Annotated in this window: 26 protein-coding genes and 7 tRNA genes; 21 read left to right on the forward strand and 12 right to left on the reverse strand. The window is 70.3% G+C overall.

The window, feature by feature from the left end; all coding sequences use genetic code 11:
* Nucleotides 1-286: 286 nt before the first annotated feature.
* Complete coding sequence (locus OG963_RS35365) at nt 287-511, reverse strand: hypothetical protein (RefSeq protein ID WP_093775287.1); 225 nt, start codon at nt 509-511, stop codon at nt 287-289.
* A 92-nt stretch (nt 512-603) separates the two neighbouring features.
* Nucleotides 604-1,932 carry a protein kinase gene (locus OG963_RS35370; protein WP_093775289.1) on the reverse strand — a complete coding sequence of 443 codons (1,329 nt, stop codon included), beginning with the start codon at nt 1,930-1,932 and terminating at the stop codon, nt 604-606.
* Nucleotides 1,933-2,137: 205 nt separating this feature from the next.
* Here OG963_RS35370 and OG963_RS35375 point away from each other — a divergent pair, with 205 nt between their 5' ends.
* The 5 genes from OG963_RS35375 to OG963_RS35395 all read left to right on the forward strand — a co-directional run bounded on the left by OG963_RS35375 (nt 2,138) and on the right by OG963_RS35395 (nt 5,940).
* Nucleotides 2,138-2,395 (forward strand): hypothetical protein, encoded by a 258-nt coding sequence (locus OG963_RS35375; protein WP_030918716.1) that lies wholly within the window; start codon nt 2,138-2,140, stop codon nt 2,393-2,395.
* Between the two features lie 189 nt (nt 2,396-2,584).
* The gene (locus OG963_RS35380) at nt 2,585-2,794 is read left to right on the forward strand and encodes a hypothetical protein (protein ID WP_093775291.1); all 210 of its coding nucleotides are present in this window, start codon (nt 2,585-2,587) and stop codon (nt 2,792-2,794) included.
* 306 nt (nt 2,795-3,100) lie between these two features.
* Nucleotides 3,101-4,093, forward strand: a complete 993-nt coding sequence (locus OG963_RS35385; protein WP_093775293.1) for an aminoglycoside phosphotransferase family protein — start codon at nt 3,101-3,103, stop codon at nt 4,091-4,093.
* 67 nt (nt 4,094-4,160) lie between these two features.
* Entirely contained in the window at nt 4,161-4,445 is a 285-nt protein-coding gene (locus OG963_RS35390) for a zf-TFIIB domain-containing protein (RefSeq protein WP_030918724.1), read from the forward strand.
* A gap of 148 nt (nt 4,446-4,593) precedes the next feature.
* A complete protein-coding gene (locus tag OG963_RS35395) occupies nt 4,594-5,940 on the forward strand; it encodes an OFA family MFS transporter (RefSeq protein WP_093775295.1) in 1,347 nt (448 codons plus the stop codon).
* Nucleotides 5,941-6,100: 160 nt separating this feature from the next.
* Here the strand turns inward: OG963_RS35395 and OG963_RS35400 are convergent.
* From OG963_RS35400 to OG963_RS35420, 5 genes are all read right to left on the reverse strand, one after another.
* A tRNA-Val gene (locus tag OG963_RS35400) sits at nt 6,101-6,175 on the reverse strand.
* 23 nt (nt 6,176-6,198) lie between these two features.
* A tRNA-Val gene (locus OG963_RS35405) sits at nt 6,199-6,270 on the reverse strand.
* Between the two features lie 20 nt (nt 6,271-6,290).
* A tRNA-Val gene (locus OG963_RS35410) sits at nt 6,291-6,362 on the reverse strand.
* Between the two features lies 1 nt (nt 6,363).
* Nucleotides 6,364-6,437, reverse strand: a tRNA-Cys gene (locus OG963_RS35415).
* A 37-nt stretch (nt 6,438-6,474) separates the two neighbouring features.
* A tRNA-Gly gene (locus OG963_RS35420) sits at nt 6,475-6,547 on the reverse strand.
* A 163-nt stretch (nt 6,548-6,710) separates the two neighbouring features.
* On the opposite strand from OG963_RS35420, the gene OG963_RS35425 reads away from it, so the two are divergent.
* From OG963_RS35425 to OG963_RS35435, 3 genes are all read left to right on the forward strand, one after another.
* Nucleotides 6,711-7,745 (forward strand): chorismate-binding protein, encoded by a 1,035-nt coding sequence (locus OG963_RS35425; protein WP_093775297.1) that lies wholly within the window; start codon nt 6,711-6,713, stop codon nt 7,743-7,745.
* Nucleotides 7,745-8,566 (forward strand): aminotransferase class IV, encoded by an 822-nt coding sequence (locus OG963_RS35430; RefSeq protein WP_093775299.1) that lies wholly within the window; start codon nt 7,745-7,747, stop codon nt 8,564-8,566. The genes OG963_RS35425 and OG963_RS35430 overlap by 1 nt, the downstream gene beginning before the upstream one ends.
* A gap of 73 nt (nt 8,567-8,639) precedes the next feature.
* Nucleotides 8,640-9,479: a GNAT family N-acetyltransferase gene (locus OG963_RS35435; RefSeq protein ID WP_093775301.1), complete on the forward strand. Its 840-nt coding sequence runs from the start codon at nt 8,640-8,642 to the stop codon at nt 9,477-9,479.
* 36 nt (nt 9,480-9,515) lie between these two features.
* On the opposite strand, the gene OG963_RS35440 is transcribed toward OG963_RS35435, so the two are convergent.
* Nucleotides 9,516-10,031, reverse strand: coding sequence for a DsbA family protein (locus OG963_RS35440; RefSeq protein WP_319325439.1), 516 nt, complete (start codon nt 10,029-10,031; stop codon nt 9,516-9,518).
* A 221-nt stretch (nt 10,032-10,252) separates the two neighbouring features.
* Between OG963_RS35440 and OG963_RS35445 the strand changes: the two genes are divergently transcribed.
* The 4 genes from OG963_RS35445 (at nt 10,253) to OG963_RS35460 (ending at nt 13,268) form a co-directional block, all read left to right on the forward strand.
* On the forward strand, nt 10,253-10,708 hold the full coding sequence (locus OG963_RS35445; protein ID WP_093775516.1) for a hypothetical protein: 456 nt from the start codon (nt 10,253-10,255) through the stop codon (nt 10,706-10,708).
* Nucleotides 10,709-10,864: 156 nt separating this feature from the next.
* Complete coding sequence (locus tag OG963_RS35450; protein ID WP_030918743.1) at nt 10,865-11,884, forward strand: LacI family DNA-binding transcriptional regulator; 1,020 nt, start codon at nt 10,865-10,867, stop codon at nt 11,882-11,884.
* An 89-nt stretch (nt 11,885-11,973) separates the two neighbouring features.
* Nucleotides 11,974-12,945, forward strand: coding sequence for an acetylxylan esterase (locus OG963_RS35455; RefSeq protein WP_371799823.1), 972 nt, complete (start codon nt 11,974-11,976; stop codon nt 12,943-12,945).
* A gap of 167 nt (nt 12,946-13,112) precedes the next feature.
* Complete coding sequence (locus OG963_RS35460) at nt 13,113-13,268, forward strand: hypothetical protein (protein WP_176902249.1); 156 nt, start codon at nt 13,113-13,115, stop codon at nt 13,266-13,268.
* 4 nt (nt 13,269-13,272) lie between these two features.
* Here the strand turns inward: OG963_RS35460 and OG963_RS35465 are convergent, their stop codons facing one another.
* The gene (locus OG963_RS35465) at nt 13,273-13,845 is read right to left on the reverse strand and encodes a CGNR zinc finger domain-containing protein (RefSeq protein WP_030918747.1); all 573 of its coding nucleotides are present in this window, start codon (nt 13,843-13,845) and stop codon (nt 13,273-13,275) included.
* 353 nt (nt 13,846-14,198) lie between these two features.
* Nucleotides 14,199-14,612: an SsgA family sporulation/cell division regulator gene (locus tag OG963_RS35470; RefSeq protein ID WP_003959770.1), complete on the reverse strand. Its 414-nt coding sequence runs from the start codon at nt 14,610-14,612 to the stop codon at nt 14,199-14,201.
* Nucleotides 14,613-14,802: 190 nt separating this feature from the next.
* Here OG963_RS35470 and OG963_RS35475 point away from each other — a divergent pair, with 190 nt between their 5' ends.
* The 7 genes from OG963_RS35475 to OG963_RS35505 all read left to right on the forward strand — a co-directional run bounded on the left by OG963_RS35475 (nt 14,803) and on the right by OG963_RS35505 (nt 22,212).
* Entirely contained in the window at nt 14,803-15,294 is a 492-nt protein-coding gene (locus OG963_RS35475; protein WP_093930044.1) for a TIGR02611 family protein, read from the forward strand.
* 54 nt (nt 15,295-15,348) lie between these two features.
* Nucleotides 15,349-15,420 (forward strand) — tRNA-Val (locus tag OG963_RS35480).
* Nucleotides 15,421-15,650: 230 nt separating this feature from the next.
* Nucleotides 15,651-16,922, forward strand: coding sequence for an extracellular solute-binding protein (locus tag OG963_RS35485; RefSeq protein WP_319737647.1), 1,272 nt, complete (start codon nt 15,651-15,653; stop codon nt 16,920-16,922).
* A complete protein-coding gene (locus tag OG963_RS35490; RefSeq protein WP_093775309.1) occupies nt 16,922-17,908 on the forward strand; it encodes a carbohydrate ABC transporter permease in 987 nt (328 codons plus the stop codon). The genes OG963_RS35485 and OG963_RS35490 overlap by 1 nt, the downstream gene beginning before the upstream one ends.
* Nucleotides 17,905-18,765, forward strand: coding sequence for a carbohydrate ABC transporter permease (locus tag OG963_RS35495; RefSeq protein WP_030918758.1), 861 nt, complete (start codon nt 17,905-17,907; stop codon nt 18,763-18,765). The genes OG963_RS35490 and OG963_RS35495 overlap by 4 nt, the downstream gene beginning before the upstream one ends.
* Nucleotides 18,766-18,774: 9 nt before the next feature.
* Nucleotides 18,775-19,365, forward strand: a complete 591-nt coding sequence (locus tag OG963_RS35500; RefSeq protein ID WP_107441117.1) for a hypothetical protein — start codon at nt 18,775-18,777, stop codon at nt 19,363-19,365.
* 93 nt (nt 19,366-19,458) lie between these two features.
* The gene (locus OG963_RS35505) at nt 19,459-22,212 is read left to right on the forward strand and encodes a Tat pathway signal sequence domain protein (protein WP_371799824.1); all 2,754 of its coding nucleotides are present in this window, start codon (nt 19,459-19,461) and stop codon (nt 22,210-22,212) included.
* 46 nt (nt 22,213-22,258) lie between these two features.
* On the opposite strand, the gene OG963_RS35510 is transcribed toward OG963_RS35505, so the two are convergent.
* On the reverse strand, nt 22,259-24,742 hold the full coding sequence (locus OG963_RS35510; RefSeq protein WP_319325440.1) for an SCO7613 C-terminal domain-containing membrane protein: 2,484 nt from the start codon (nt 24,740-24,742) through the stop codon (nt 22,259-22,261).
* 83 nt (nt 24,743-24,825) lie between these two features.
* Between OG963_RS35510 and OG963_RS35515 the strand changes: the two genes are divergently transcribed.
* Nucleotides 24,826-25,272, forward strand: a complete 447-nt coding sequence (locus OG963_RS35515) for an SRPBCC family protein (protein ID WP_093775315.1) — start codon at nt 24,826-24,828, stop codon at nt 25,270-25,272.
* Nucleotides 25,273-25,311: 39 nt separating this feature from the next.
* Nucleotides 25,312-25,383 (forward strand) — tRNA-Val (locus OG963_RS35520).
* A gap of 92 nt (nt 25,384-25,475) precedes the next feature.
* Here the strand turns inward: OG963_RS35520 and OG963_RS35525 are convergent.
* Nucleotides 25,476-26,201 carry a 3'-5' exonuclease gene (locus OG963_RS35525; protein WP_030918771.1) on the reverse strand — a complete coding sequence of 242 codons (726 nt, stop codon included), beginning with the start codon at nt 26,199-26,201 and terminating at the stop codon, nt 25,476-25,478.
* Between the last annotated feature and the right edge of the window lie 12 nt (nt 26,202-26,213).

Here is a 26,213-nt window from a genome sequence, read left to right on the forward strand (position 1 = left end):
TGCGCTTCGCTGCTGAGGACCCGCTGGTAGACCCGGGCGGGTCCCTCCGCTCCCGCCGTCCGCGGCCGGGGACGGCGGCCGGTGCCCCGCCTGCGGGCCCGCGGTTGCCGACGTCGTCACGCGGCCATCTCCCGGGCGGCACCGGCGCACCAGGAGTCCTTCACGATCCGTCCGCCCCTCGGCTCCACCCGCCCCGGCAGCCGGGCTGCGACGTCCCGGTCATACGTGATGACGGCGACGGTCGTTTGCCTTGGCGCGAGCACATCCACCACAGCCGGCGCATGGCCTAGGCCCCCTCGGGGACTACCGTGACCCGGCCGTTCTCGAAGGCGGAGGGACGCACACCACCGAAGTGCACGTCGCCCTCGGCGGCACGGGCAGCGTTCGCCGGTTTCTGGCCGGCGCCTTTCGCCTCGGCCTCGGCGCGGGCGACAGCCACAAGGATGCGAGCCACCATGCGGCCGACACGAGTGGCCGGATCGAGGTCAGCCGAGGCTGCTGCGACGCCCATGCCGACATACTGCGAGGAGGATCAACCCCTCCAGGCCGAGCGTCGAGGGGGCGACGGGCCGCCCGCAGGACTGACCGGCTGCTCGCCGGCGCCTACTGCCAGGTCAGCAGGTGCTGCCCCTGGTGCTGTTCCTGCGGTTCGTGCTGCTCCTGCTGTCCCGGGGCCTGTGTGGAGCCCAGCCCGCGGGCCGGTCCCTGGCAACCCTGCGCCGCCGCGATCCCCAGCGCCACCAGCAGCGTCACCACGACGAAGACGACCAGACGCTGCCGCAGCAGCCGCGGGTTGGCGGGACGCCGGCCCGTCGATGTCGTACGGGTCCCGGGCCGGGTCCCCGGACGCCCCTTCGTGCCGTTCGTCCCGTTGGTGGCCTGGGGGCGCTTGCCGGAGCGCGTGGTGTTGCGCGGCGGCTGCGGCCGCGAGCCCCCCGTACGGGGCGACGTCGTGCGCGAGGGTGCCGTCTGGCGGGTCTGCGGACGCGGCGCGGGAGGGCTCGCCGCACGCCGGGTCTGCTGTTCGGTGTACGGGCCGTCGAGCCGGCCGGTCGGCCGGTCCAGCTCCTGAGCCGAGCGCTGCACGGGCGGGCGGCTCTCGTGGAGTCCCTGCGCCTCGCGGGCCGCGATCTCCTTGAGCCGCATGGAGAGTTGAAGCGTGCTCGGCCGCTCCTCCGGATCCTTCGCCAGACAGGCGCTCACCAGTGGCGCCAGCGCGTCGTGCACGTCGTACAACTGCGGTTCCTCGTGCACCACGCGGTACAGCATCACCTCGGAACTGCCGTGCCCGAAAGGCGAGTCGGCCATCGCCGCGTACGCCAGCGTGGCGCCGAGCGAGAACACGTCCGTCGCGGGGGTGACCGCCGCGCCCCGCACCTGCTCGGGCGCCAGGAAGCCGGGCGAGCCCACGGCCGTGCCGACATGCGTGAGCGTGCTCGCCCCGGTCGCCCAGGCGATCCCGAAATCGATGATCCGGGGGCCCTTGGGGGAGAGGAGGATGTTCGACGGCTTCAGATCACGGTGGACGACACCGGCCTCGTGCACCGCCACCAGCCCCTCGGAGAGTGCGGCCCCGATCGACGCCACCTCGGCGGCCGACAGCGGACCTTCCTCGGCCACCTTGTCGTGCAGGGAGGGTCCGGGGACGTACTGCGTGGCGAACCACGGGCGGTCGGCCTCCAGATCGGCCGCCACCAGCCGGGCCGTGCAGCCGCCGCGGATCCGCCGCGCCGCCGACACCTCGCGCGCGAAACGCGAACGGAACTCCTGGTCCTCGGCGAGATCCGGTCGGATCACCTTGAGCGCCACCCGCTGTCCGCGGCGGTCCGAACCCAGGTAGACGACCCCCATGCCGCCCGCTCCGAGCCGTCTGTGCAGTCTGAACGAGCCGACGACACGCGGGTCCTCGCGCCGGAGCCGCATCATCGCCATGTCTGCCCATCCCCGCTGCCTGGTCCGCCTGACGTGGCACAGCTTACGTACCCGTGGCCCGGCGCGCTCAGAGGCCGCGCCCTCGTCCGCCCATCGATTGTCAGTGCCGGGTGGGAAACTTGAAGGGTGGTCAGGGAGCCGCGGATCCACGCTCCCCGGCCGGTGCGAGATCTCAAAGGTCCGTCGCAGAAGGGGGATTGGATCAGTGAAGGGCGATCGAGTCGAAATAGTCGTGGACGCCGGGGACACGACACGTACCTACGAAGTGGTGGCCGGCCGAGCGGGTCGCCGGGTGGAGACGGCCGTCCGCCGAGGGGTGGTCGAAGTGAGTGAAGTCACTCGGAACGGCTCCGTGGTGCGCACCGCCCGCTTCATGGCGGCCAGGGTGCTCGCCCTGGTCGAACAGCCGGTCCCCAGGGAGGACGCGTCCGAGCGCCCCCTCCGGGAAGACCCCAAGGTCTAGTGCCCGATCTCCACCCAGAGGAGTACGCCGAACACCGACGGCTCATCCTCCGGGAGGCCCGGCATTCGGTACGCGGGCATGACGACCCGTGCCCCGGGTGTCCCTAATGTTGAAGTCGAGCGGCGGGCGATGCACTCGTCCCCCGAGGTCAGATGCCCGCCGCTCCCACAACAGGTCAGGAGAGGAACCATGGCGGACACGGCAGCGCGGACGATGCTCCGTACGCAGGGGCGCAGGGCACATGCCGCGTTCGGCAGCCGCCAGTCGTCCGGTACCCGCCACCCACTGGTGGCGACGGCCATGGTTCTTCCTCTGGCGGCCCTGCTCGTGGTCGTCTTCGGCGGCTGGGACGCAGTGGTCACACAGGCGTCGTCCGTAGGTGTGATGCTGGGGCGCTGAGCGGCGCCCCGGGTCCGGAAGAGCGGTCCGGACCGGGACATCGGGCCAACAGCCCCGTGGGGACGGGGGTGCGGCGGACGGCAGCGTTTGTCCGGTCAGCTGGGGAGCTGACCGGACATCGCGCTTTCCGGGGTCCGCTCGTGCCCGGCCCCCGCGCCACCTGGGAACCTCGCGCCCGGCCGTGCCTTGTCCGGAAGGTTTCGCATCTGCCCCGGCGCCGCAGCACTCGGGCGTGCGCGGCGGCGCGTACGCTCATCGGCGGGCCCGGGCGGAACCGGGCCGCACCTGCTGCCACCGGGGGAGACCGTGACCACCGCAGTCGTCCGCGCGCTGGGCGCCCTCGCTCATGACGCGGTCCACCTGCCCACGGACGTCGAGGCTCCGTGCACCTGCCCGGCACCGGCGGTGCTCGCGGACCGCGCCGACGGCACAGTTGTCCGCAGCGGTCCGGTGGTCGCGAAGGCCCACGCCCCGGACACCGACACCACGGCCCTGGCCGCCCGCCTCGCCCTGGCCGCGTCTCCCGCCCTGACCGGCATCCTCCTGCCACCCGTCCCCCGGGGCGCCGGGCCCGCCGCCGACGCCACGGTGCACGGCCGCTCCGTGACCCTGTGGCCCCACGGGGAACCCGTCGACCCCGAAGCCCCCGACGCCGCCCCCTGGGAGGAGGCAGCCGTCCTCCTGGCCCGGCTCCACCGCACGGCACCACCGACTTCACCCGGGGGCATCGGGGCCTTCCCCGCGATGCGCGGTCCCGCGAAGGCCGCACTCGCCGTGGCCCGGATGCACGCGGCCCGGCCCGACGACCCGGCCACCGTCCCCGTACGCGAAGCATGGCGGCGGCTGCCCGGCTGGGCTCGCGACGAGGACATCGCGCCCTCGCACCGCTCACGCTTCCTCTGCCACGGCGATCTGCATCTCGGCCAGCTCGTCCGGCACCCCGCCCCGCACGGCCCCTGGCTGCTGATCGACGTCGACGACATGGGCCTCGGTGACCCCGCCTGGGACCTCGCACGCCCCGCCGCCTGGTACGCGGCCGGGCTGCTGCCTCCCGACGTCTGGCTGCGCTTCCTGGACACCTACCGGGCGGCCGGCGGGCCTGCCGTACGCGCCGATGGCGACCCCTGGCCCGACCTGGACGTCCCGGCCCGCGCCCTGACGGTGCAGACCGCCGCGCTGGCGTTCGCCAAGTCTGCCGCGGAGGGGAGAACTCCGGATGAAGTGGAACAGATGATGATCGACGCCTGTGCCCGAATTGCGTCCCTCCCGCACGAGTTGGCCGCCGAAAACTCGTCGTAGGGTGAACCGATCGTCTCCGGGCATGAATTCCGGGACGGCGAACCGACGGCGAGGAGCTGAGCCGACCATGCAGTGTCCCAAGTGCCACGCGCAGATGCAGACATACAACCGCAATGGCATCCAGATCGAGCAGTGCAGCGGCTGCCGGGGGATATTTCTCGACTACGGCGAGCTGGAGTCCCTGACCCGCATCGAGGCGCAGTGGACGCAGCAGGCGCCGCCCGCGCCGCCGGCCCCTCAGGGCTACCCGGCCGCACCCGCACCCGCCTGGGGCGCTCCGCAGCACCACGGCGGCCACCACGGCGGTCACTACCGGCACAAGAGCTTCGGCCACATGCTCTTCTCCTCCTGATCGGGCGCCGACGCCATGCTGCGGGCCCGGACGCACGGTGTCCGGGCCCGCGGTACGCACCACGTGAGGCCACCCGCGGTGCATACCGTCGACAAAGTCTTGTCCGACATCTAGGCACCGACATGGTTGATCCTTAAAGTTCCGGCCCATGACCTTCCTCGACAGGTCCCGGACCGTCGCGCCACCCGGCTGGAGCCGCTGGCTAGTCCCGCCCGCCGCCCTCGCGGTGCATCTCTCGATCGGGCAGGCGTATGCCTGGAGCGTGTTCAAACCCCCGCTCGAGTCGGCTCTCGGCCTTTCCGGTACCGCCAGTGCCCTACCCTTCCAACTCGCCATCGTCATGCTCGGCCTCTCCGCGGCCTTCGGCGGCACCCTCGTCGAACGCAACGGACCGCGCTGGGCGATGTTCGTCTCTCTCGTCTGTTTTTCCTCGGGCTTCCTCGTCGCCTCCCTCGGTGTGGCCACCGGTCAGTTCTGGCTGGTCGTCCTCGGGTACGGCTTCATAGGCGGTATCGGACTCGGCATCGGCTACATCTCGCCGGTCTCCACACTCATCAAGTGGTTCCCCGACCGCCCCGGCATGGCCACCGGCATCGCCATCATGGGCTTCGGCGGTGGAGCGCTGATCGCCTCGCCCTGGTCGACCGGGATGCTCGAAACCTTCGGCGCCGACAGCACGGGAATCGCCACTGCCTTCCTGGTCCACGGTCTCGCCTACGCCGGTTTCATGGCGCTCGGCGTGCTCCTCGTCCGGGTGCCGCCGGACGGCTGGCTCCCGGCCGGTCACCGGCCGGAGACGGCGCCCCGCCGCCTCGTCACCACGGCCCAGGTATCGGCTCGCAACGCGCTGCGGACACCGCAGTTCTGGTGCCTGTGGGTGGTGCTCTGCATGAACGTCACCGCGGGCATCGGCATTCTGGAGAAGGCCGCTCCCATGATCACGGACTTCTTCACGGGCACCTCGGTGCCGGTCTCGGTCTCCGCCGCGGCAGGCTTCGTCGCCCTGCTCTCCCTGGCCAACATGACCGGCCGGATCCTGTGGTCCTCGACCTCGGACCTCATCGGCCGCAAGAACATGTACCGCATCTACCTCGGCGTCGGCGCCCTGATGTACCTCACGATCGTCGAGTTCGGCAGTTCCAAGCCGCTCTTCATCTGCTGCGCGCTGGTGATTCTCTCGTTCTACGGAGGCGGATTCGCCACGATCCCCGCCTATCTGCAGGACCTCTTCGGCACGTATCAGGTCGGTGCCATCCACGGCCGGCTGCTGACTGCCTGGTCCACCGCCGGCGTCCTCGGCCCGCTGATCGTCAACTGGGTGGCGGACGCGGGCGAGCGGGCGGGCCGCAGTGGGTCCGACCTGTACACGACATCGCTGACGATCATGATCGGACTGCTGATCGTCGGTTTCGTCGCCAACGAGCTCGTACGCCCCGTCCATCCACGCTTCCACGAGGCAGCGGAGAGGAAGACCCGTGCACACCAGCAGTCGTAGAACACTCACTGCCGTGGTCTGGCTCTGGGTCGCCCTGCCGTTCGCCTACGGGCTGTACGAGCTGATCCGTAAGGCCACCCAACTCTTCACCGGCTGACCCCGGTCGGGCCCGCCGCAGAAACGTCGAAGCCCCGGTCGTCTCGACGACCGGGGCTTCGGCTGGTGCGCGATACTGGGATTGAACCAGTGACCTCTTCCGTGTCAGGGAAGCGCTCTCCCGCTGAGCTAATCGCGCAGGGTGAACCTGCGTGTACTGCGTGCGCGATACTGGGATTGAACCAGTGACCTCTTCCGTGTCAGGGAAGCGCTCTCCCGCTGAGCTAATCGCGCGGGGGATCCTTGCGGACCAGTGGACGATACTGGGATTGAACCAGTGACCTCTTCCGTGTCAGGGAAGCGCTCTCCCGCTGAGCTAATCGTCCTTGGAGGTGGAGACGGGATTTGAACCCGTGTAGACGGCTTTGCAGGCCGTTGCCTCGCCTCTCGGCCACTCCACCAGGAGTGCAGGGGTTCGGGAAAAGATCCCCCACTTCGAGCGGACGACGAGATTCGAACTCGCGACCCTCACCTTGGCAAGGTGATGCTCTACCAACTGAGCCACGTCCGCTTGTCGTTTCCGGTTCACTTGCGTGTCCCGGCGACGTGTTGAACTCTAGCGGATTCCCGGGCCAGTACAAAAACGCGTTTGTGCAGCGTGCTGCGGTGCGTTCGCCCCGGCGCAGGTCACCGCGGGCCGTCCTAGACTCAGCAACGTGCACGACCTCGCCCCAATGGCCCGCTTCGACGGCCTCATCGCGTCCGATCTGCAGGACGTGACCACGGATCCTGCCGCCCTCGACTCGTCCGGCTTCTGGGCCGTATGTGCCGATTTCGAGGGCGGTCTCGTCTGTGCCCGCTTCGGCACCGTACGAACCGCGCCGGTGCCCGCGCCGGTGCCCGGCGCCTGGCGCGGCCCCGGAGCCGACGACTGGATCTCGTCCCTGGACCGGGCCGCGTACACCGCCGGCGTGCGTCGCATCCGCGAGTACATAGCGGCGGGCGAGGTCTACCAGGCCAACCTCTGCCGGGTGATGACCGCGGTGCTGCCGGACCCGGCTGCCGCGGACGTCGACGCCCTCACCGCGCTGCTGGCACTCGGCAACCCCGCCCCCTATGCAGGAACGATCCGGCTGCCCGCGCACGGCGTGGAGGTCGCCACCGCGTCCCCCGAACTCTTCCTGAAGAGGGACGGCCGGACCGTCGAGTCCGGACCGATCAAGGGCACCGGCCGCACCGAAGCCGATCTGCTGGAGAAGGACCACGCCGAGAACGTGATGATCGTCGACCTGGTCCGCAACGACCTGGGCCGGGTCTGCGCCACCGGATCGGTCACCGTCCCCGACCTCTGCGTGGTGGAGAAGCACCCGGGGCTCGTCCATCTCGTCTCCACTGTGCGCGGCCGCCTCGCCGACGGCGTCGGCTGGCCCGAGCTGCTCGCCGCCGCGTTCCCGCCCGGCTCCGTCACCGGGGCACCCAAGTCCAGCGCCCTCCGGATCATCGACTCACTGGAGACCGCGCCCCGCGGGCCCTACTGCGGGGGCATCGGCTGGGTCGACGCCGACCGCTCCACGGCCAGCCTCGCCGTCGGTATCCGGACCTTCTGGGTCGACCGGACCGAAGCCGCCCCGGTCCTCCGGTTCGGCACCGGCGCCGGCATCACCTGGGGCTCCGACCCCGAGCGCGAATGGGACGAGACCGAGCTGAAGGCGGCCCGGCTGCTCGCTGTAGCGTCGGGCGCTCACCGAGCGACTGGAAGGACCGCGTGATGAGGATCTGGGTCAACGGCGCACTGCGCGACGAGGCCGACGCCAGGGTGTCCGTGTTCGACCACGGACTGACCGTGGGCGACGGCATCTTCGAGACCGTCAAGACCACCGCCGGCCGGCCCTTCGCCCTCACCCGGCACCTCGACCGGCTGACCCGCTCGGCCCGCGGTCTCGGCCTGCCGGACCCCGACCTCGACGAGGTGCGCCGGGCCTGCGCCGCGGTCATCGACGCCAACCCCATGGAGCTCGGACGGCTGCGCATCACCTACACCGGCGGGCTCTCCCCGCTCGGCTCCGACCGTGGCGACGACGGGGCGGGCCTGGTCGTCGCCCTCGGGGAATCCACCCGGCGCCACGACACCACCGCCGTGATCACCGTCCCCTGGACGCGCAACGAGCGCGGCGCGCTCGCCGGTCTCAAGACCACCTCGTACGCGGAGAATGTCGTCGCCCTCGCCCGCGCCCATGAACGGGGCGCCTCGGAGGCGCTCTTCGCCAACACCGTCGGGCAGCTCTGCGAAGGCACCGGAACCAACGTCTTCGTCGTCCTCGACGGACGGCTGCACACCCCGCCGCTCGCCTCCGGCTGCCTCGCCGGGATCACCCGCGCACTGGTCGTCGAGTGGGCAGGGGCGCACGAGACCGAACTGCCCATGGATGTGCTGGAGCATGCCGAGGAGGTGTTCGTGACCTCGAGCCTGCGGGACGTCCAGGCCGTCCACCGGATCGACGGCCGCGAGCTGCCCGGCACACCAGGACCGGTGACGGCGAAGGCCATGCGCGTCTTCGACGAGCGTGCCGGGAACGACCTCGATCCGTGAGCCCGATCCGTCCCGCGGCCGGATCCGCGAAAATCGGGTGACGGGCCGCGGCTCAGCGGATAGAACACCGGTGATGACCACGACCCTCCGGCCGACCGGGCCGATCCAGCAAGGCGCCGACGGCGCGAGGACCCGCGCGTACGACGTGTGCGACAACGGACGGCCGGTCGGGGCCGTCGAGATCGGCACCGACCCGGGGTTCGGAGCGACGGCGGGGGTGCTCCGCTCCCTGCGGATCGACGAACCGAACCGCAGGCGCGGCCGCGGCACCATCGCCGCACTCGCCGCCGAGGAGGTGCTGCGCGGCTGGGGGTGCTCCCGGCTGGCGCTCTCGGTGGAGCCGGACAACACAGCCGGACAGCGGCTCGCCGCTGCGCTCGGCTACACCGAGCGCAGCAAGAACATGATCAAGGATCTGCCGCAGACCCCTCCCGCCCTGCCGGACGGCGTCACCGGGCAACCGATGACGCCGGAGGAGTTCGCGCAGTGGGAGAGCACCGCCATCACCGGCTACGCGGAGACCTGGATCGCCCGCGGCGTCCCGGAGGCCGAGGCCATGCGGAAGGCCGAGATCTCCCACCGGACGTATCTGCCGCACGGACTCGCCACGGAGGGCACGCACCTGCACACCCTGGTCCATGAGGACGACGGGACCGTGGGACACGTCTGGGTCGCGCGGTTCGAGATGCACCCGGGGACGGTCGTCGCGTACGTCTTCGACGTCGAGGTGCGGGAGAATTCCCGCGGCCGGGGGTTCGGCCGGGCGCTGATGCTCGAGGCGGAACGCATCGCGCTGGACGCCGGGCACGAGCGGATCGGTCTGCACGTCCTCTCGTCCAACACGCCGGCGGTCCGGCTGTACGAGTCGCTCGGTTACGAAGCGACCCGGTACAACCTCGTCAAGGCCCTGTAGCCGTCGGGGTCCGGGCCGACTGCGGAGAGGGTGTTGTCAGGCCTGCTCGGCGAGCAGCCGGTCGGCGATCTCCTCGATCCGCTCGCGCAGCCCGTCCTGATTCCTGCTGCCGTCCAGGGTCTCGCCGCCGATGACATACGTGGGGGTGCCGGTCACGCCGATGGCCTTGCCCTCGGCCTGGTCGGCGTCGACCATCAGCATGTGCCGTCCGTCGATCAGGGCGGTGTCGAACTCCTCGGCGTCCAGGCCGAGTTCACGCGCCACCTCGATCAGCAGCGGCTCGCCCGTGCGGCCGAGCTCGTCGGTCCTGGCGAGCACGGCCTCGATGTACGGCCAGCCCTTGCCCTGCTCCGCGGCCTCCTCGGCGGCCTGCGCCGCGGCGTAGGCGTGTTTGTGCTTCTCCAGCGGGAAGTGCCGCAGGCGCACGTCGAGCCGGTCCCCGTACCGCGCGCGAAGGGCGTGCACATCGCTGAGGGCGCTGTGGCAGTCGGGGCACTGGAGCTCGCACCAGACATCGAGGACGACCGGGGCTGCGGGGGTGGAATCGCTCATGGGGCCAGTCTCCCAGGGCCCGCGTGCGCATCCCAATCGGCATCCGCGCCGGCCCGGTGGGCATCCGACCCGGCCCGGTTCGGTGTGCGGCCGGACTCCGGTCGGCACCTGGGGAGGATCCCGGCCCTGAAATGTCCCTGATGCGGCCCTGGATCATGGCCACCCGCCGTGTGGGCGGTGCAGGATGGAAGGGACGTTTCCCCGCGCGCCTGGAGGCCCCGATGCTTGCCGAGACCATTTGCTCCGCGGTGTCCGCGGCAGGCTTGGGCATCGCCGCCGTGACCGCGTACCGGAAGCGGTTCCTGGCCGCGACCCGGATCGCCGCCTACTCCCTGGTCCCGATCGGTCTGGTGCTGACCGGGGTGGTCCAGTGGGTCTCCGACATCGCCTTCAGGCCCAGCGTCTGGCTCGGCTTCGGACTGCTCGGGCTGGCCTGGCTGCTCTTCATGACCACACGCGCGATCGAACGTCGCGGTGTCGGCACCCGCAAGGAACGCAAGGCCGCCGCAAAGACGGCGCAGCGTGACGCCGTCGCGCCCGCCGCGTCGGCGCCCTCCCTCGGGGGTGGCGTACCGGCGGCCCAGCCGGAGGCGAAGGCGAAGCCGAAGCAGCAGGCCAAGCCCGCGGGTGAGGACTTCAGCGACATCGAGGCCATCCTGAAGAAGCACGGCATCTGAGATCCCGAAGGCAGGGGATCGGTGGCAGGGTAGCGTTGCATCGATGGTGAATCGATTCATAAGTGATCCTTGACGCCCGCCCGTGATCCTTGACGCTCTACGGGGATGGGGCTAGCGTCCCGGTCGGATTGAAACAATTCAGGTAGGGCAGGGCAAGTGGCGCGTGTGGCAGGGATCAAGGATGTGGCCCGGCAGGCCGGAGTCTCCGTGGGCACCGTGTCCAATGTGATCAATCGGCCCGAAGCCGTGCTGCCGGAGACCCGGGCCAGGGTGCTGGCCGCGATCGATGACCTCGGGTACGTACGCAGCGAGTCCGCGCGCCAGCTCAGGGCCGGCCGCAGCCGGATCATGGCACTGCTGGTCCTCGACATGGGCAATCCGTTCTTCGTCGACGTGGCCCGGGGCGCCGAGCGCGCCGCGCGGCAGGCCGGTCTCGGGGTGATGGTCTGCAACAGCGGCCAGAGCCCGGCGGAGGAAGCCGAGTATCTGGGGCTCTTCGCCGAGCAGCGGGTGTGCGGTGTGCTGGTCACGCCGGCCGATGCGACCGGCCGCAATCTGGAGGCGTTCAGGCGCCACCGCATCCCCTTCGTTCTGGTGGACCGGGTCGCTTCCTCCACCGGGACCTGCGCGGTCTCCGTCGACGACGTGCGGGGCGGTGCCCTCGCCGTCGGCCACCTCGTCTCGGCCGGGCACCGCTCCGTCGCGTACGTCAGCGGACCCGGTGACCTTCACCAGATCAGGGACCGCCGCGAGGGTGCCCTGTCGGCCCTGGCCGGGGCCGGGCTGGGGCCCGAGGCGCTCGTCGAGATCCCCTCCGAGCGCCTGGACGTGGCGGCGGGCCGCGACGCCGGGGCCCGGTTGCTCGGGCTCGTACCCCGGCCGACCGCCGTCTTCTGCGCGAACGATCTGCTGGCCCTCGGCGTGCTGCAGTCGCTGTACGCGGCCGGCGTGCGCGTGCCGCAGGACATCGCCATCGTCGGCTACGACGACATCGAATTCGCCGCCGCCGCTGCCGTACCGCTCACCTCGGTCCGCCAGCCCGCCGTCAAGATGGGCCGGCTGGCCGCGGAGCTCCTGCTGGAGGAGGCGGACGAGGAGGACGGCACGCACGAACACCGCAGCGTGGTCCTCCAGCCGGAGCTGGTCGTGCGCGCCTCCAGCGCGGCGGCACCCTGACCGGGCCGGCGCCCGGTTCCCCGGGACCCGCTTCCTTCCGTGTTCCTGTCCGTCCGTACCTTCCCCTCACTGTCCGAAACGGAGACGCCGTGCCCCTGTTCGACCTTCCTCTGGATCAACTCCGCCACTACCGCCCGGAGTCCGGTGAACCCGACGACTTCGACGCCTTCTGGAAGCGCACCCTCGACGAGTCGTCGGCGTTCCCGCTCGACCCCGAATTCGAGCCGTACGACGGCGCGTTGAGCACGGTCGACGTGCACGACGTGACCTTCTCCGGATGGGGCGGTCACCGGATACGTGCCTGGCTGAACGTTCCCGCGGGCGCCGAGGGTCCCCTCCCGTGCGTCGTCCACTACCTCGGCTACGGCGGCGGTCGCGGACTGCCGCACGACCACCTGGTCTGGCCCGCGGCCGGCTGGGCCACCCTGCTCGTCGACACCCGCGGTCAGGGCGCCGTCAACAGCCATTCGGCGGGCTCCACACCCGACCCGCACGGCGGCGCCAACCCGCAGTCGCCCGGCTTCATGACCCGCGGCATCCTCGACCCCGACGCGTACTACTACCGGCGTGTGTTCACCGACGCGATACGCGCCGTCGAGGTGGCCCGTACCCATCCGTCCGTCGACCCGGACCGGATCGTCGTCCACGGCGCCAGCCAGGGCGGCGGCATCGCCCAGGCGGTGGCGGGGCTCAGCCCGTACGTGAAGGCCGCGCTGATCGACGTGCCGTTCCTGTCCCACTTCCGGCGGGCCGTCGAGATCACCGACAAGGACCCGTACCAGGAGATCGTGCACTTCCTCGCCACCCAACACGGCCGCGCCGAGCAGGTGTTCCGTACGCTTTCCTACTTCGACGGCATCAGCTTCGCCGCCCGGGCCACCGTCCCGGCGCTCTACTCGGTGGCGCTGATGGACACCATCTGTCCGCCGTCGACGGTCTTCGCCGCCTACAACCACTGGGCGGGCCCGAAGGAGATCGAGATCTACCCCTGGAACAACCACGAGGGCGGCTCATCGGCCCACCGGGCCGTCCAGCTGCGCATGTTGCGCGATCTCGGCTGAGCGGTACGGGGGCGGGGGAGCGCGCGGGGGCCGGCCACGGTTCCGAATATGTGACGCCGAATCGGACGCCGGAGCGAATCCTCTTGGTCACGGTGAGAGTGAACTCCCGTCACAAAAAGGCGTGTTGATCGCCAACGGGGTCCGGCCTGCGTCATGATCGTCCCGAGATGGTGGACACCTCCCGGGGCGATGCCCCCGCACCCCCCGACGAAGAGCCGCGTGGCTGCCTCTTCGCGCTGTCCCAGCCCCCTCTGATGATCTTCCTCGCGGTGGTCGGCAGCCTGCTGCTGATGGCCGCGTTGCACGATCTCTTCCTGTTGTGAGCGGTCAGCCGGCCGCTTCCCTGCGGCGCGCCCGGTACGCGGCGACATGCAGCCGATTACCGCAGGTGCGGCTGGAGCAGTACCGGCGGGAGCGGTTGCGGGACAGGTCCACGAACGCGTCCCGGCAGTCCGGCGCCTCGCATCGCCGCAGCCGCTCCAGCTCGCCTGCCACGACGATGAAGGCCAGCGCCATGCCGCAGTCGGCCGCGAGGTGGTCGGCGATCGACGCGTCCGGTGCGAAGTAGTGCACATGCCAGTCGTAGTCGTCGTGGTTGCTGAGCTGCGGTGTGGTGCCCGCGGCGGCCACGAGGCTGTTGACGAGACCGGCGGCGATCCGGGTGTCCTGCGTCGCGAAGATCTCCGCGAACCGGGTCCGTACGTCCTGTACGGCCCGCAGGTCCTTCTCGCCGAGCTCGCCCACGCCGCTGATGCGGTGTCGCCGGGCGAATTCGTAAAGCGCTTCGACGCCGGCGAGGCCGTCGTTCCGCTCGTCCTCGGGCCGGTCGGTCTCCGGTGCGGTGTTCACCAGATCGACCACCGTGTCGAGGGCGATCCGGGTGTCGTGGGGGATCAGCACGCTTTCGCTCCCTGGCCTCCGGCGAGCGGGCGCCCGCCGATGCCGGCTGACTCTACTGGCTCGGCGAGGACGCACAGGGCCCCTGGAGGGCCCGTGGAGCCGGCGCGGAGCGCTTGTCGGCCCTGGCGGGCACCAAGGGGCTGAGGGAGGCGTACGGGGGCACTGGGGGCGCGCTGGGCATGTCAGGCGCGGATCGGTCGGCCGGACGTGCTCCGGCGTGCACCGGCGCACATCGCACCGACGCCGTCACCACGGTGGTTTCCGTGGTCACGGCGCCGGTGTCTGCCCTATGTGGTTGTCTGCGCGGTACCGTCGCCCCGAGTCGGACGGCGCCGTGCAGCTCTCGATCTGGCTCAGCTCTCGGCCAGGATGTGTGAGAGCTCCGTATCGAGGTCGAAGTGACGATGCTCGGTGCCGGGCGGCACCGCGGCGTCGGTCCTCTTCAGGAACGACTCCAGGGCCCTCGCCGGGGCCTCGAGCAGGGCTTCGCCCTCTGGGGAGCTCAGCGCGATGCAGACGACGCCCTGGCCGTGACTTCGAGATGGCCAGACGCGAACGTCTCCGGTGCCGGTGGGCCTGTGCAGCCCCTCGGCAAGGAGGTCGCGGGCGAATACCCATTCGACCGTCTCCTCCGCTCCGGTGTGGAAGGTGGCGTGCACGGCATACGGATCGGCCGTGTCATACCGCAGGCCCGCGGGTACAGGCAGTGAGGACTCGCTCGACACAACGAGGCGCAGGTGCAGCTCGCAGCTGACCGTGGTGTTCATAAGCGCCAGGGCCTTTCGCTCAGTGTGCGCTCGGGGATTCGCACGTCGGCGAAATCGACATGCCACCTACGGTGGCGTTGTAAACCCCTCTGACCTTTTTGTGGCTCTTCAGGTAGCTCGTGCAGCGGTGTGTAACTTTGGGTTATGCGGCCATTCCGGTGACAAAGACCGTTCCGGTAAGTTGGGGCCTATGAATGCGGAGAGTGACGCGCGGGACGAGGCGGCCGCACCGGCGGCCTCGGCGCCCGCTACGGGGGACGTGGCGGGGGACGTGACGCCAGACGTCACGGAGGGTGTGACGAAGGAGGAACGGGAGCTCGGATCGCGGGCGCCCGGCTTCATCAAGGCGTCCAGGGCGCTCCATGTGAGCTGGCAGGTCGGCGTCTTCGTGGTCGGCCTCGCCGTGGTCGTGGCGGGCATCGTCATGCTGCCGCTGCCAGGGCCCGGCTGGCTGGTGATCTTCGGCGGCATGGCGATCTGGGCGACCGAGTTCGTCTGGGCCCAGCTGGTGCTGCGCTGGACCCGTCGCAAGGTCACCGAGGCGGCGCAGAAGGCACTCGATCCCAAGGTCCGGCGACGGAACATCATCCTCACCGTGGTCGGGCTGGTGATCGTCGCCGTGCTGGTCGGGATCTACGTCTGGAAGTTCGGGATCGCGATGCCGTGGAAGATCCACGAGTGACCCGACGGTGGTCGGAGGGCGCCGCTGACATGGGGTAATGTTTGCGGTGCGCCCGGGCGATTAGCTCAGTGGGAGAGCGCTTCGTTCACACCGAAGAGGTCACTGGTTCGAAACCAGTATCGCCCACCCGGACAGAGGGTCCGTGAGACTGCAGAGTCTCACGGACCCTTTGCGTTTCCCGGGTCCGATTTGGTGCCGCCGGCCCCTCTCGCCGCGCGCGGGTCGAAGCGCTTCGATCGATTTCGTCGCAACCGTTGACGTTGCCCCCTCGGATCTCTAGCTTGTCCCAGCAAGCGCTTTCTAAAACGATTCAATCGACTGTGGTGGCGGGGCTGGCCGCCCGGGAGGGGTGTGTCATGAGGTCTTGGCGGAGTGCCCAGGGGCTGCGTGCGGCCGGCGCCGGTGTGGCGGTGCTGGGGCTGATGGCTTCCGGCTGCGGCGGTGACGGCGGGGGAGCGGGGGCCGGCGGGAAGGTCGAGATCCGCTACTCCTGGTGGGGCGGCCAGGAGAGGGCCACGCTGATCAACAAGACGATCGCGTTGTTCGAGAAGAAGCACCCGAACATCAAGGTCAAGACGGACTTCCAGGACTACGAGAATTTCTGGAAGAAGTTCAACACCCAGGCCTCCGCGGGCAATGCCCCCGATGTCTTCCAGAACTCCGTCGCATTTCTGCGCAAGTACGACGACAAGCGTGTGCTGCTCGACCTCAATTCCCAGGTCAAGGCCGGAAATCTCAGCATGGAGAACTTCCGCGCCGGACTGGAGAAGGCCGGGAACGTCGACGGCAAGCTGCTCGGCGTGCCGGTCGGGGGCAACACCTTCGCCCTCGTCTACAACCCGGCCGAGTACAAGAAGGTGGGCGTCACGCCCGAGGAGGGCTGGACCTGGAAGCAGTACGACGAGGCCACCGAGAAGATCAGCAAGAACGGCAAGCTGGCCGGTGACAGCGGCCCCGGCGGCATCATGTACCTCTACGACCTGGTGCTGCGCCAGCACGACAAGGCGTTCTTCACCGAGGACGGGCTCGGCTTCACCGAGGCGGACCTGAAGCAGTGGTGGACCGACAACTACGACAGGACCAGGTCCGGAGTCCTCACCGACCCCAAGAAGGCCGAACAGGTCAAGCCGACCTCCGCACTCTCCAAGGACCTCTCCGCAGGCGAGTTCACCTGGGACAACTTCCTGGTCCGCTACACCTCCGAGACGAAGACCCCGCTGGCTCTGGCGCCGGTGCCGACGACGGACGGCAAGCGGACCGGGCAGTACATCTCGTCACTGATGCTCAGCGGCTCCGCCCGCACGGAGCACCCGAAGGAAGTCGCCGAGTTCATCGACTTCATGGTCCACGACCCCGAAGTCGGCACGATCATGGGCTACGACCGCGGGGTCCTCTCCACCACGGAGCAGTTCGAGGCGTACAAGCCGACCGGCGTCTCCGCCCAGATCGCCGAGTACGAGAAGAAGGTCGCCGACAACGTCGAGCCGATCACCCCGCACCCCGCGGGCGCCGACATCTGCGAGGCCGCCTTCCTGCGCATCGGCACCGATGTCGTCATGGGCAAGACCTCTCCGGAGGACGGCGCGAAGCAGTTCTTCGCCGAGGCGAAGACGGCCCTCGCCTCCTGATGGGATCGGCAGTGACAGACCTTCGGGCACCCGCGTCCGCCGTGAGCACGGACCGCCCCGCCCCCGGCGAGACACCGGGAAGGCCCGCCGCCGCGAAGCGGCGGGCCCGCGGGGAGACCCTGGCCGGCTATCTCTTCATGTCCCCGTGGATCGCAGGCTTCCTGCTGTTGACCGCGGGCCCCATGCTCGCCTCGCTGTATCTGGCGTTCACCGACTACAACCTCTTCGACACCCCGAACTGGATCGGGTTCAAGAACTTCACCGAGATGTTCGGGGACGCCCGCTGGCAGAAGTCCGTCGAGGTCACCACGTCGTACGTGCTCGTCGGGACGCCGCTCAAGCTCGCGGCCGCTCTCGCGGTCGCCCTGCTGCTCAACAAACCCCGGCGCGGCCAGGGGTTCTACCGGGCCGCCTTCTACGCCCCCTCGCTGGTCGGTGCGAGCGTCTCCATCGCCATCGTCTGGCGGGCACTGTTCTCCGACGGTGCGGTCGTCGACCGCACGCAGCAGATCTTCGGCATCGACGTCGGCGGCTGGATCGGCGACCCCGACCTGGTGATCTACGCCCTGGTGGCGCTCACCGTCTGGCAGTTCGGCGCCCCGATGGTGATCTTCCTGGCCGGGCTGAAGCAGGTACCGCGTGAGCTGTACGAGGCCGCGCAGGTGGACGGAGCGGGGGTGTGGCGGCGTTTTCGCTCCATCACGCTGCCGATGATCTCCCCGGTGCTGTTCTTCAACCTGCTCCTGGAGACCATCCACTCGTTCCAGATCTTCGCCTCCGCCTATGTCGTCACCAACAGCAAGTGCGGTCCGGCCGACGCCGGGCTCGTCTACACCTGTTACCTCTACGAGCAGGGCTGGACGAACCTCCGTATGGGCTACGCCTCCGCCATGGCCTGGATGCTGCTGCTCGCCGTCGGCCTGGTCACGGCCGTGCTGTTCTGGTCCCAGCGGCGCTGGGTGCACTACGAGGAGGACGCCCGATGAGTACGCTCACCCACCCCGGGCGGCGGCGCAGCCTGCGCTCGGCCCTCTGGCACATCGGGGCGCTGGCCGTGCTCGCGGTCGTCCTCTACCCCTTGTTCTGGGTGATCGGCGGATCGCTGAAGCCCAACGAGGACATCGTCGGCGGGCTCGAACTCTTCCCCTCACAACCGGTGTTGGACCACTACCGGCGACTCACCGAGGGCATAGCCGACATCCCGGTCTCGACGTTCTTCGTCAACTCGATCGTGCTGGCCGTGGGTTCCGTCGTCGGCGTACTGCTGTCCTGCTCCCTGGCCGCCTACGCCTTCGCCCGCATCAGGTTCCGCGGCCGCAACGTGCTGTTCTCCCTGATGATCGGCACTTTGCTGCTGCCGTACCACGTACTGATCATTCCGCAGTACGTGCTGTTCCAGAAGATGGAACTGATCAATACGTATGTGCCGTTGCTGCTCGGCAAGTACCTGGCGACGGACGCGTTCTTCGTCTTCCTGATGATGCAGTTCATGCGGAACCTGCCCAGGGAGCTCGACGAGGCGGCCCGGCTCGACGGCTGCGGGCACCCGCGGATCTACTGGCACATCATGCTGCCGCTCTGCCGGCCCGCCCTGATCACCAGCGCCATCTTCACCTTCATCTGGTCGTGGAACGACTTTCTCGGACCGCTTCTCTACCTCAACGAACCCGACAAGTACCCCGTGTCGATGGGGCTGAAGATGTTCATCGACCAGGACAGCGCGGCCGACTACGGCGGCATGATCGCCATGTCCCTGCTCGCGCTGCTGCCCGTGCTGGTCTTCTTCCTCGCCTTTCAGCGGTATCTCGTCGAAGGTGCGGCCACCTCCGGGCTGAAGGGCTGAGTCACCACCATGACCGTACGTATCGCCCGCGCCGCCGGCCGCCCGCAGCGGCCCGAGAAGTTCGTCCGGTTCGCGCTCTTCGCCGAGTCCCTGCTCACCGGGGTGTGGATCACCGTGGCGGCCCTGCCGCTGATCACCCTTCTGCCCGCGTTCGCCGCGGGCTGCGCGCATCTGCGCCGGCAGCCGGCCGGTGAGCGGGGCGGGCTGCGGGAGTTCGCCGCCGATCTACGGGACGCGGCACGGACCGGATGGCGGGTGTCCCTGTTGTGGTGGGCGGCGCTCGCGCTGCTCGCCTTCGACCGGCAGGTCGCCCGGTCGGGGCTGCTGCCGGGCGGCCGGCTGCTCGCCGCCGTCAGCGTGCTGGGGCTGACGGCCCTGGCCGTCTGGGGACTCCGTACGGCTGCCGCCTGGCGGCCCGGCGCCGACTGGGCGCCGACGGTCCGGGCCGCGGGCCGCCGGAGCCTGACCGATCCGGCCGGATCCCTGCTGCTCGTCGGTGGGTTCGTCGCCCTCGCGCTCACCGCCTGGCAGGTGCCGCCCCTGGCCGCGCCCGCCTTCGGGTGTCTCGCCGCGGCAGCCGTCGCGGCGGACCGCCGCTGACCCGACCCTCGTACCGAACTCGCGCGCACCACGCACCCGCGTGCGATCCGTCATGCCCATTCATGCCCGTTCACGCAACGAATTGGAGCCGTGATGTCCCCGATCCCCCGCCGTACCGTCCTCAAGGCCGCCGCCGTCACCGGCGCGGCCACCCCCCTCTCCTGGGTGCTGAGCGACGCCACTCAGCAGGCGGCCGCGGCCGGCCCGGCCACCGCGAAGACCGACGAAGGCCCCGTCGAGATCGGCTGGCTGGAGGAGACCGGGCTCGGCGCCGCCCCCGGCTCCACGTTCGGCGTGCCATGGGCGCAGGGGCGCTACCCGGCCGATCAGAAATTCGCCCTCGCCACAGCCGACGGCAAGGACGTCCCCGTACAGACCTGGGCCACCGCCACATGGCCCGACGGCTCCCTGAAGTGGACCGCGCACGCGGTCGGACCCGAGGCGGCAGGCGCCAAGAAGTTCGCCCTCACCGCCGGTGCACCCACCGCGCCCGCGGCCAAGGTCGACGTCAAGTCCACCGGCGGCGCCATCACCGTCTCCACGGGGGCCATCACCGCGACGATCGGGAAGACCGGCTCCTCCCTGATCACTTCCCTCACCCGCGGCTCCACCGAGATCGCCAAGGACGGCCGACTCGTCCTGATCCGGCAGGGCGAGATCGAGGACGGCGACCAGGGGCAGGAGAAGTACGAACGCTTCGAGAGCACCATCGGCAGGACGGAGGTCGAACAGAGCGGCCCGGTCCGCGCCGTCGTCCGCATCGACGGCAAGCACCGCCGCGGGAGCCGCTCCTGGCTGCCGTTCTCCGTGCGGCTGTACTTCTACGCGGGCGCCGAGTCATTCCGCATGATGCACACCATCACCTTCGACGGCACGCAGGAACCCGGAAAGGCGAGCGGCGACTTCATCCGCGGGCTGGGCGTCCGCTTCACCGTCCCGATGCGTGACGAGACGTACGACCGGCACGTCCGCATCGGCGGCGACGACACCGGCATGCTCCGCGAAGCCGTCAAGGGCATCACCGGGCTGCGCCGCGACCCCGGCGTCGCCGTCCAGGCCGCCCAGTTCGAAGGCACGAAGCTGCCCGACCCCGCCACCTGGGACCAGCGCGTCACCACCCGTCTCCCGCTCATTCCGACCTGGGGCGACTACACCCTCAGCCAGCTGTCCGCAGACGGCTTCACGCTGCGCAAGCGCACCAGGAACGGCCACGGCTGGATCGCCGCGGGCGGCGGCCGACGCGCCTCCGGCTTCGGCTACGTCGGCGGGGCGAGCGGTGGACTCTCCTTCGGGCTGCGCGACTTCTGGGAGAAGTTCCCCGCCCAGCTCGACATCCGGGGCGCCGACACCCAGGCCGCCGAGGTCACGCTCTGGCTGTGGTCGCCCGAGGCCGAGCCGATGGACCTGCGCTTCTACCACGACGGCCTGGGTCAGGACACCTATCCCGAACAGCTCGAAGGCCTCAACATCACCTACGAGGACTACGAGCCCGGCTTCGGCACCCCGTACGGCATCGCCCGCACCAGCGAACTCGTCTTCTGGGCCAACGACTCCACACCCGGTGCCGAAGCGCTTGCCCAGCAGTCACGCACCGTCCGCACCCTGCCGCAGCTCGTCGCCCCGACGTCCCAGCTGATCGGCGCCAAGGTCTTCGGCGGACTGTTCTCCCCGGTCGACCGCTCGACCCCCGCGAAGGCGAAGATCGAGGACCACCTGGACTTCCTCTTCACGTACTACAAGGACCAGGTCGAGATGCGCCGTTGGTACGGCTTCTGGGATTACGGCGACGTCATGCACTCGTACGACCCCGCCCGCCACCAGTGGCGCTACGACATCGGCGGTTACGCCTGGGACAACTCCGAGCTCTCACCCGACCTCTGGCTCTGGTACGCCTACCTGCGCTCCGGCCGCGCGGACATCTTCCGCTTCGCCGAGGCCATGACCCGCCACACCGGCGAGGTCGACGTCTACCACCTCGGCGACTGGGCCGGGCTCGGTACCCGCCACGGCGTCCAGCACTACGCCGACAGCGCCAAACAGCAGCGCATAGCCAACACCACGTACCGGCGCTTCTACTACTTCCTCACCGCGGACGAACGCGTCGGCGACCTGATGCGCGCCAACGTCGACTCCGACGAGACGTTCCTCGGCCTCGACCCGCTCCGCAAGATCCGTACCGAGCCCTACACGCCCGACCGGCACGCCCTCTCCATCGGCTTCGGCACGGACTGGAGCGGGCTCGTCTCCGCCTGGCTCACCGAATGGGAACGCGGCGGCCCCAAGGCGGACAAGGCGAAGGCCCGTGTCCTCGGCACCATGGAGACGATCGCCGCTCAGCCCAACGGCTTCGTCCAGGGCAGCGGCCTGTACGACCTGGACACCGGGAAGTTCGCCGTCGCCACCGAACCCGTCGTCAGCGTCTCCCACCTGTCCGCCGTCTTCGGACTGAACGAACTGTGCGCCGAACTCATCGGCCTCGTCGACATGCCCGCGTTCAAGGACGCGTATCTGGACTACTGCCGGTACTTCAACGCCACCAAGGCGGAGCAGAGCGCGCGCTACGGAACGGACTTCGGCAGCCTGCTGCTGTTCCAGGGCCACTCGCGGCTCGACGCGTACGCCGCCGTCCAGACCGGCGACGCGAAGCTCGCGGCCCGCGCCTGGGAGAAGTTCTACAAGAGCGACGGCTACCAGGAATCAGCTCCCTGGAAGACGGAGAAGGTGAGCGGACCCGTCGCCACCGTCGCCGGCAGCGAGGCCAACTGGGTCTACACCAACGACACCGCCCTGTACGGACTCGCCGCCATCGAGAACCTCGCGCTCCTCGGTGACCGGATGCCGGCCTGAGGCAGCCGAAGCACGCCCCGGGCCGGGCCGCCGACCACGACCTCGGTCAACGCATCCGGCCCAGGGCGTCCTTCACCCGCCGCGCGTCGCGCAGCCGCTGCTCGTACGTCGCCCCGACCACCAGCAGCAGCAGACCCGCCAGCGCGGGCGGCAGCCAGCGCGGCAGCGCACCCACGACCTGGATCACATACGGCGCCAGTTCGTGCAGCGCGTCCATGGCCAGCACCGCACCACCGAGCAGCAGCAGCGCCTGCAGCCGCAGCCGCGCCCCGGCCAGCGTGATGACCAACGCCGCCAGTCCGAGCAGCAGCGGCCGCACCCATGACGGGTCGGCCCAGGCCGCGAAGACGCTCGGCACCAGCGTCGCCGCCAGCCCCGCTCCGTACGCGGTCCACGAGGACGCCGCCGGATCACGGCGCCGCCGCAGCACACCGACGACCAGCGCAGGCAGCGTCACCGGCAGGGTGTACGCCTCAGGGGCCGACACATCCGAAGCCGACAGCCGCACCCAGGTCGCCAGGACGAACAGGACCACGGCCAGATAACCGGCCGCCGGCCGCCGCTCGGCACGCACGGCCGTGCCCGCCGCGAGCACCCCGCACAGTGCGAGGACCAGAGCCAGGAACGGCGCATCGGGTACGGCCATCGCGACCGCCACCACCGCGGCGACGGCGCCGGTCAGCTCGACCGGCAAGGTCGGCGGCCCGCCCCGCAGCCGCGCCCCGAGCAGGACCGTCACCGTGGGGACGACCAGCATGAGCGGCGCGGCCCGGTACGTAGCCAGCTCCAGCGAGGCCCCCAGCGCACCGGCAAGCACCATCGCGCACACCACGGCCGCACACGCGGACACCGCCTGCATCAGCCGGGTCACCCGCGCCGCCGGCGCCGCATCGGCACGCGTCACCACCGCCGCCGCCCCGAACAGCACCAGCAGCGCCCCGAACACACCGTAGGTGGCGGGCTCCGCGGCCAGCGACAGCGTCCCCGCGCTCACCGCCCCGACCACGGCGCACACCAGCGCGGCCGACGCCACAGGGCCCGCGCCGAGGCGCACCGCCCGCACCGTCACCGCGAGGAGCGCCGCGACCAGCAACGCCTGCACCGCCACCGCCACCGCGTACGGAGCATCCAGGGAAACGGGCAGCACCAGCAGCCCCGCCCAGCCGAGCACCAGCGCACTCGCACCCGCCGCACCCCGCCATGCCGCACGGGGGGAGACCACCGCTCCGGCCGCCCGCACACACCACGCCCACCAGCGGTACGCCGCCCCTGTCAGACCGGCCACCACCAGAAGAATCACCGGAGCCGTGGAGAGCTGCGACCACTCCATCCCCTCCAGCCCGAGTGCACCGCGGGCACGGCCCTGCGGCACACCGGACCACACAGCAGTCAACCGCGACACCGGACCCATCAGCGTCATCCCGACCGCGGGTGCCGCGGACAGCACCGACCCGGCGACCACCACACCCGACGCCCACAGCACGCCCTGCCCGGCCGGTCGCGGCAGGGGAGCCCGTACCGCCGTCAGCAGCACCAGACCGCACAGCAGATACACCGGAACCGACCAGTCCGTGTCTGCCCCCGCACGCAGCACGCCGCCCACCCCGGCCACCACGGCGAGTCCGGCCGACAACCCACCGGCCACCGCGAACTCCTTCGGCGCCCGCCACACGCCGAACAGCGCGACCGCCGCCCCCGCCAGCAGCAGCGCACCGGGCGCCACCGCCGCCGCCGGCGTACCCGCCGTCACCGACAGAGCCAGAGCCACCAGCAGCCCGGCCGCCCCGGAGAGACAACCACCGACGGTCGCGGTCGTCCGCACCGCAACACCCTTGCCCCGCAGGGCGATCGCACAGTCCAGCGCCGCCGTCAGCAGCAGCGCCCCGGCGAAGACCGACGCCTGCGCACCCACCGCCCAGGTCCACAGCACCAGCGTGAACTGCACGCTCACCACAGCCATCGGCAGCGGCAGACGCAGCTTTCCGAGCGCCAGACCGTAGGCCGCCCACAGAACCGCCAGGACCGCCGAAGCGGCCGAGGCGAACCCGAGACCGCCGGTGTCCGGCGCCGCCACCCGGTGCAGCGCATAGGCATCCAGCACCATCAGCACCAGTGCGAGCGCGCCCAGCGACTCGGCCGTCGACGACAGCCCACGGCGCAGCAGCACGGCGGGCGTGGCCAGCGCGGCGACCGTCACCAGAGCGAGCACCGCCGAGCGGCCGCCGATCCCCATCTGACCCCAGCTGACCAGGGTGAATGCGATCGCCGCGATCGTCAGGAGCAGACCGCCCAGAGTCAGCAGCACATTCTGTGCACTGCGCGGCGGCACCGGGGCCGCCGAGGGGAACGAGGGCGTGAACGCGGCCGGGCCCGGTCGTCCGGGCGGTGCCGCGGGAGGCGTGGCCGGCGGCTGCAGAACGCTCAGCAGCCAGGCACGACGGGTCAGCAGTTGCATCCGGCGGGCGTCCAGCCGGGCCAGTTCACGGTCGAGGAGCGCCAATTCCTCGGCGGGCGGCGGCACATGTTCCATGAGCGGAGTGTGGCGCGGCCCACAGCTTCGGACATGCGCTCGGATACTCAGCCGGGGGACTGAGTACGCGCAGACTGGGACCCATGGACTGGAGCCACTACCGTTTTGTGAGTATCTGGGACGTATCCGCCCCACCCGCTGTCGTGTACGGAGTCCTCGAACGCGCCGAGGAGTACCCGCGATGGTGGCCGCAGATCCGCGAGGTCGCCACCGTCGACGACGCCACCGGAACCATGCGGATCCGCTCCGTCCTCCCGTACGACCTCGTCATGACCGTCCGCGAGAGCCGCCGCGACCCGGCGGCCGGAGTGCTCGAAGTGACCCTCGACGGCGACCTCGAAGGCTGGGCCCGCTGGACCGTCACCGCACACGGCACCGGCACCCGCGCCACGTACGAGCAGGAGGTCGAGGTGCGCCGGAGGCTGATGCGGCTGCTCTCGGTGCCGGGACGCGCGGTGTTCCGGGCGAACCACGCGCTGATGATGCGGGCCGGACGCCGAGGGCTGGTGGTCCGTCTCGAAGGAGTTTGAACCACACCCGCCGAGCCCTGTATGGTTCATTGCGTTCCCGGGCGATTAGCTCAGTGGGAGAGCGCTTCGTTCACACCGAAGAGGTCACTGGTTCGAAACCAGTATCGCCCACCCCGGGAGAGGCCGGTCCGTCGGATTCATCGACGGACCGGCCTCTGCACGTCCGGATCACGACCAGCGGACCGGCTTCCGCAGACCCGCGATCATGCCGCCGCCGGCAGTTCCGGACGCAGTGGCCAGGCCGGGTCCACCGCCTCCGGCGTACCGCTCTTCGCGAACCACGCCTGCAGCCCCCGCGCCTGCGCCGCATGCCACACCGCCTGCAAGGTGTGCAGCTCCGACGGGGACAACCGCTCCAGACGGGACGAGAAGCGCCGTCCCACCGCCCGCACCAGCTCCAGCGACGCCGCCGCGTCGGCCGCCGCATCATGGGCGCCGTCCAGCACCACCTCGTACTGCGCACAGAGATCCGTGAGCGTGCGCCGGCCCTTGCGGTAGCGGTCAAGATGCTTGTCGAGGACCCGCGGATCCAGTACGCACAGCGGCGTGTTCTCCAGGTACCCGGCCAACGACGACGCCCGGTGCCGTTTCAGTTCCCGGTCCAGCAGCGTCAGATCGAACGGCGCGTTCATCACGACGAGAGGCCGCCCGGCCGCGCACTGCTCGGCGAGCGCCCTGGCTATCTCCTCCACCACCGGCGCCGGCCACCTGCCGTTGCGCTGAAGGTGATCGTCGGTCAGCCCGTGGATCTCGGTGGCCCCCACGGGCACCGGCACCCCCGGATTCACCAGCCAGCGGGTCACGCGCATGCGCCCGCCCGCCGTGTCCTGGACGACCAGGGCCGCCGAAACGATGCGGTCCTCCTCGACGTCCACTCCTGTTGTCTCGGTGTCAAAAGCGGCCAGTGGCCCCTCATACCAGTGAGTCATCCCCGAACTCCT

The sequence above is a fragment of the Streptomyces sp. NBC_01707 genome, from assembly GCF_041438805.1.
Taxonomy (GTDB): Bacteria; Actinomycetota; Actinomycetes; order Streptomycetales; family Streptomycetaceae; genus Streptomyces.

Bases quoted from the DNA above. Each gene is read 5' to 3' on its own strand.
- OG963_RS35365 (WP_093775287.1), bottom strand. From the start codon at position 511: ATGGGCGTCGCAGCAGCCTCGGCTGACCTCGATCCGGCCACTCGTGTC.
- OG963_RS35370 (WP_093775289.1), bottom strand. From the start codon at position 1,932: ATGGCGATGATGCGGCTCCGGCGCGAGGACCCGCGTGTCGTCGGCTCG.
- OG963_RS35380 (WP_093775291.1), top strand. From the start codon at position 2,585: ATGGCGGACACGGCAGCGCGGACGATGCTCCGTACGCAGGGGCGCAGG.
- OG963_RS35390 (WP_030918724.1), top strand. From the start codon at position 4,161: ATGCAGTGTCCCAAGTGCCACGCGCAGATGCAGACATACAACCGCAAT.
- OG963_RS35395 (WP_093775295.1), top strand. From the start codon at position 4,594: ATGACCTTCCTCGACAGGTCCCGGACCGTCGCGCCACCCGGCTGGAGC.
- OG963_RS35425 (WP_093775297.1), top strand. From the start codon at position 6,711: ATGGCCCGCTTCGACGGCCTCATCGCGTCCGATCTGCAGGACGTGACC.
- OG963_RS35430 (WP_093775299.1), top strand. From the start codon at position 7,745: ATGAGGATCTGGGTCAACGGCGCACTGCGCGACGAGGCCGACGCCAGG.
- OG963_RS35435 (WP_093775301.1), top strand. From the start codon at position 8,640: ATGACCACGACCCTCCGGCCGACCGGGCCGATCCAGCAAGGCGCCGAC.
- OG963_RS35440 (WP_319325439.1), bottom strand. From the start codon at position 10,031: ATGAGCGATTCCACCCCCGCAGCCCCGGTCGTCCTCGATGTCTGGTGC.
- OG963_RS35445 (WP_093775516.1), top strand. From the start codon at position 10,253: ATGCTTGCCGAGACCATTTGCTCCGCGGTGTCCGCGGCAGGCTTGGGC.
- OG963_RS35460 (WP_176902249.1), top strand. From the start codon at position 13,113: ATGGTGGACACCTCCCGGGGCGATGCCCCCGCACCCCCCGACGAAGAG.
- OG963_RS35470 (WP_003959770.1), bottom strand. From the start codon at position 14,612: ATGAACACCACGGTCAGCTGCGAGCTGCACCTGCGCCTCGTTGTGTCG.
- OG963_RS35475 (WP_093930044.1), top strand. From the start codon at position 14,803: ATGAATGCGGAGAGTGACGCGCGGGACGAGGCGGCCGCACCGGCGGCC.
- OG963_RS35485 (WP_319737647.1), top strand. From the start codon at position 15,651: ATGAGGTCTTGGCGGAGTGCCCAGGGGCTGCGTGCGGCCGGCGCCGGT.
- OG963_RS35490 (WP_093775309.1), top strand. From the start codon at position 16,922: ATGGGATCGGCAGTGACAGACCTTCGGGCACCCGCGTCCGCCGTGAGC.
- OG963_RS35495 (WP_030918758.1), top strand. From the start codon at position 17,905: ATGAGTACGCTCACCCACCCCGGGCGGCGGCGCAGCCTGCGCTCGGCC.
- OG963_RS35500 (WP_107441117.1), top strand. From the start codon at position 18,775: ATGACCGTACGTATCGCCCGCGCCGCCGGCCGCCCGCAGCGGCCCGAG.
- OG963_RS35505 (WP_371799824.1), top strand. From the start codon at position 19,459: ATGTCCCCGATCCCCCGCCGTACCGTCCTCAAGGCCGCCGCCGTCACC.
- OG963_RS35510 (WP_319325440.1), bottom strand. From the start codon at position 24,742: ATGGAACATGTGCCGCCGCCCGCCGAGGAATTGGCGCTCCTCGACCGT.
- OG963_RS35515 (WP_093775315.1), top strand. From the start codon at position 24,826: ATGGACTGGAGCCACTACCGTTTTGTGAGTATCTGGGACGTATCCGCC.
- OG963_RS35525 (WP_030918771.1), bottom strand. From the start codon at position 26,201: ATGACTCACTGGTATGAGGGGCCACTGGCCGCTTTTGACACCGAGACA.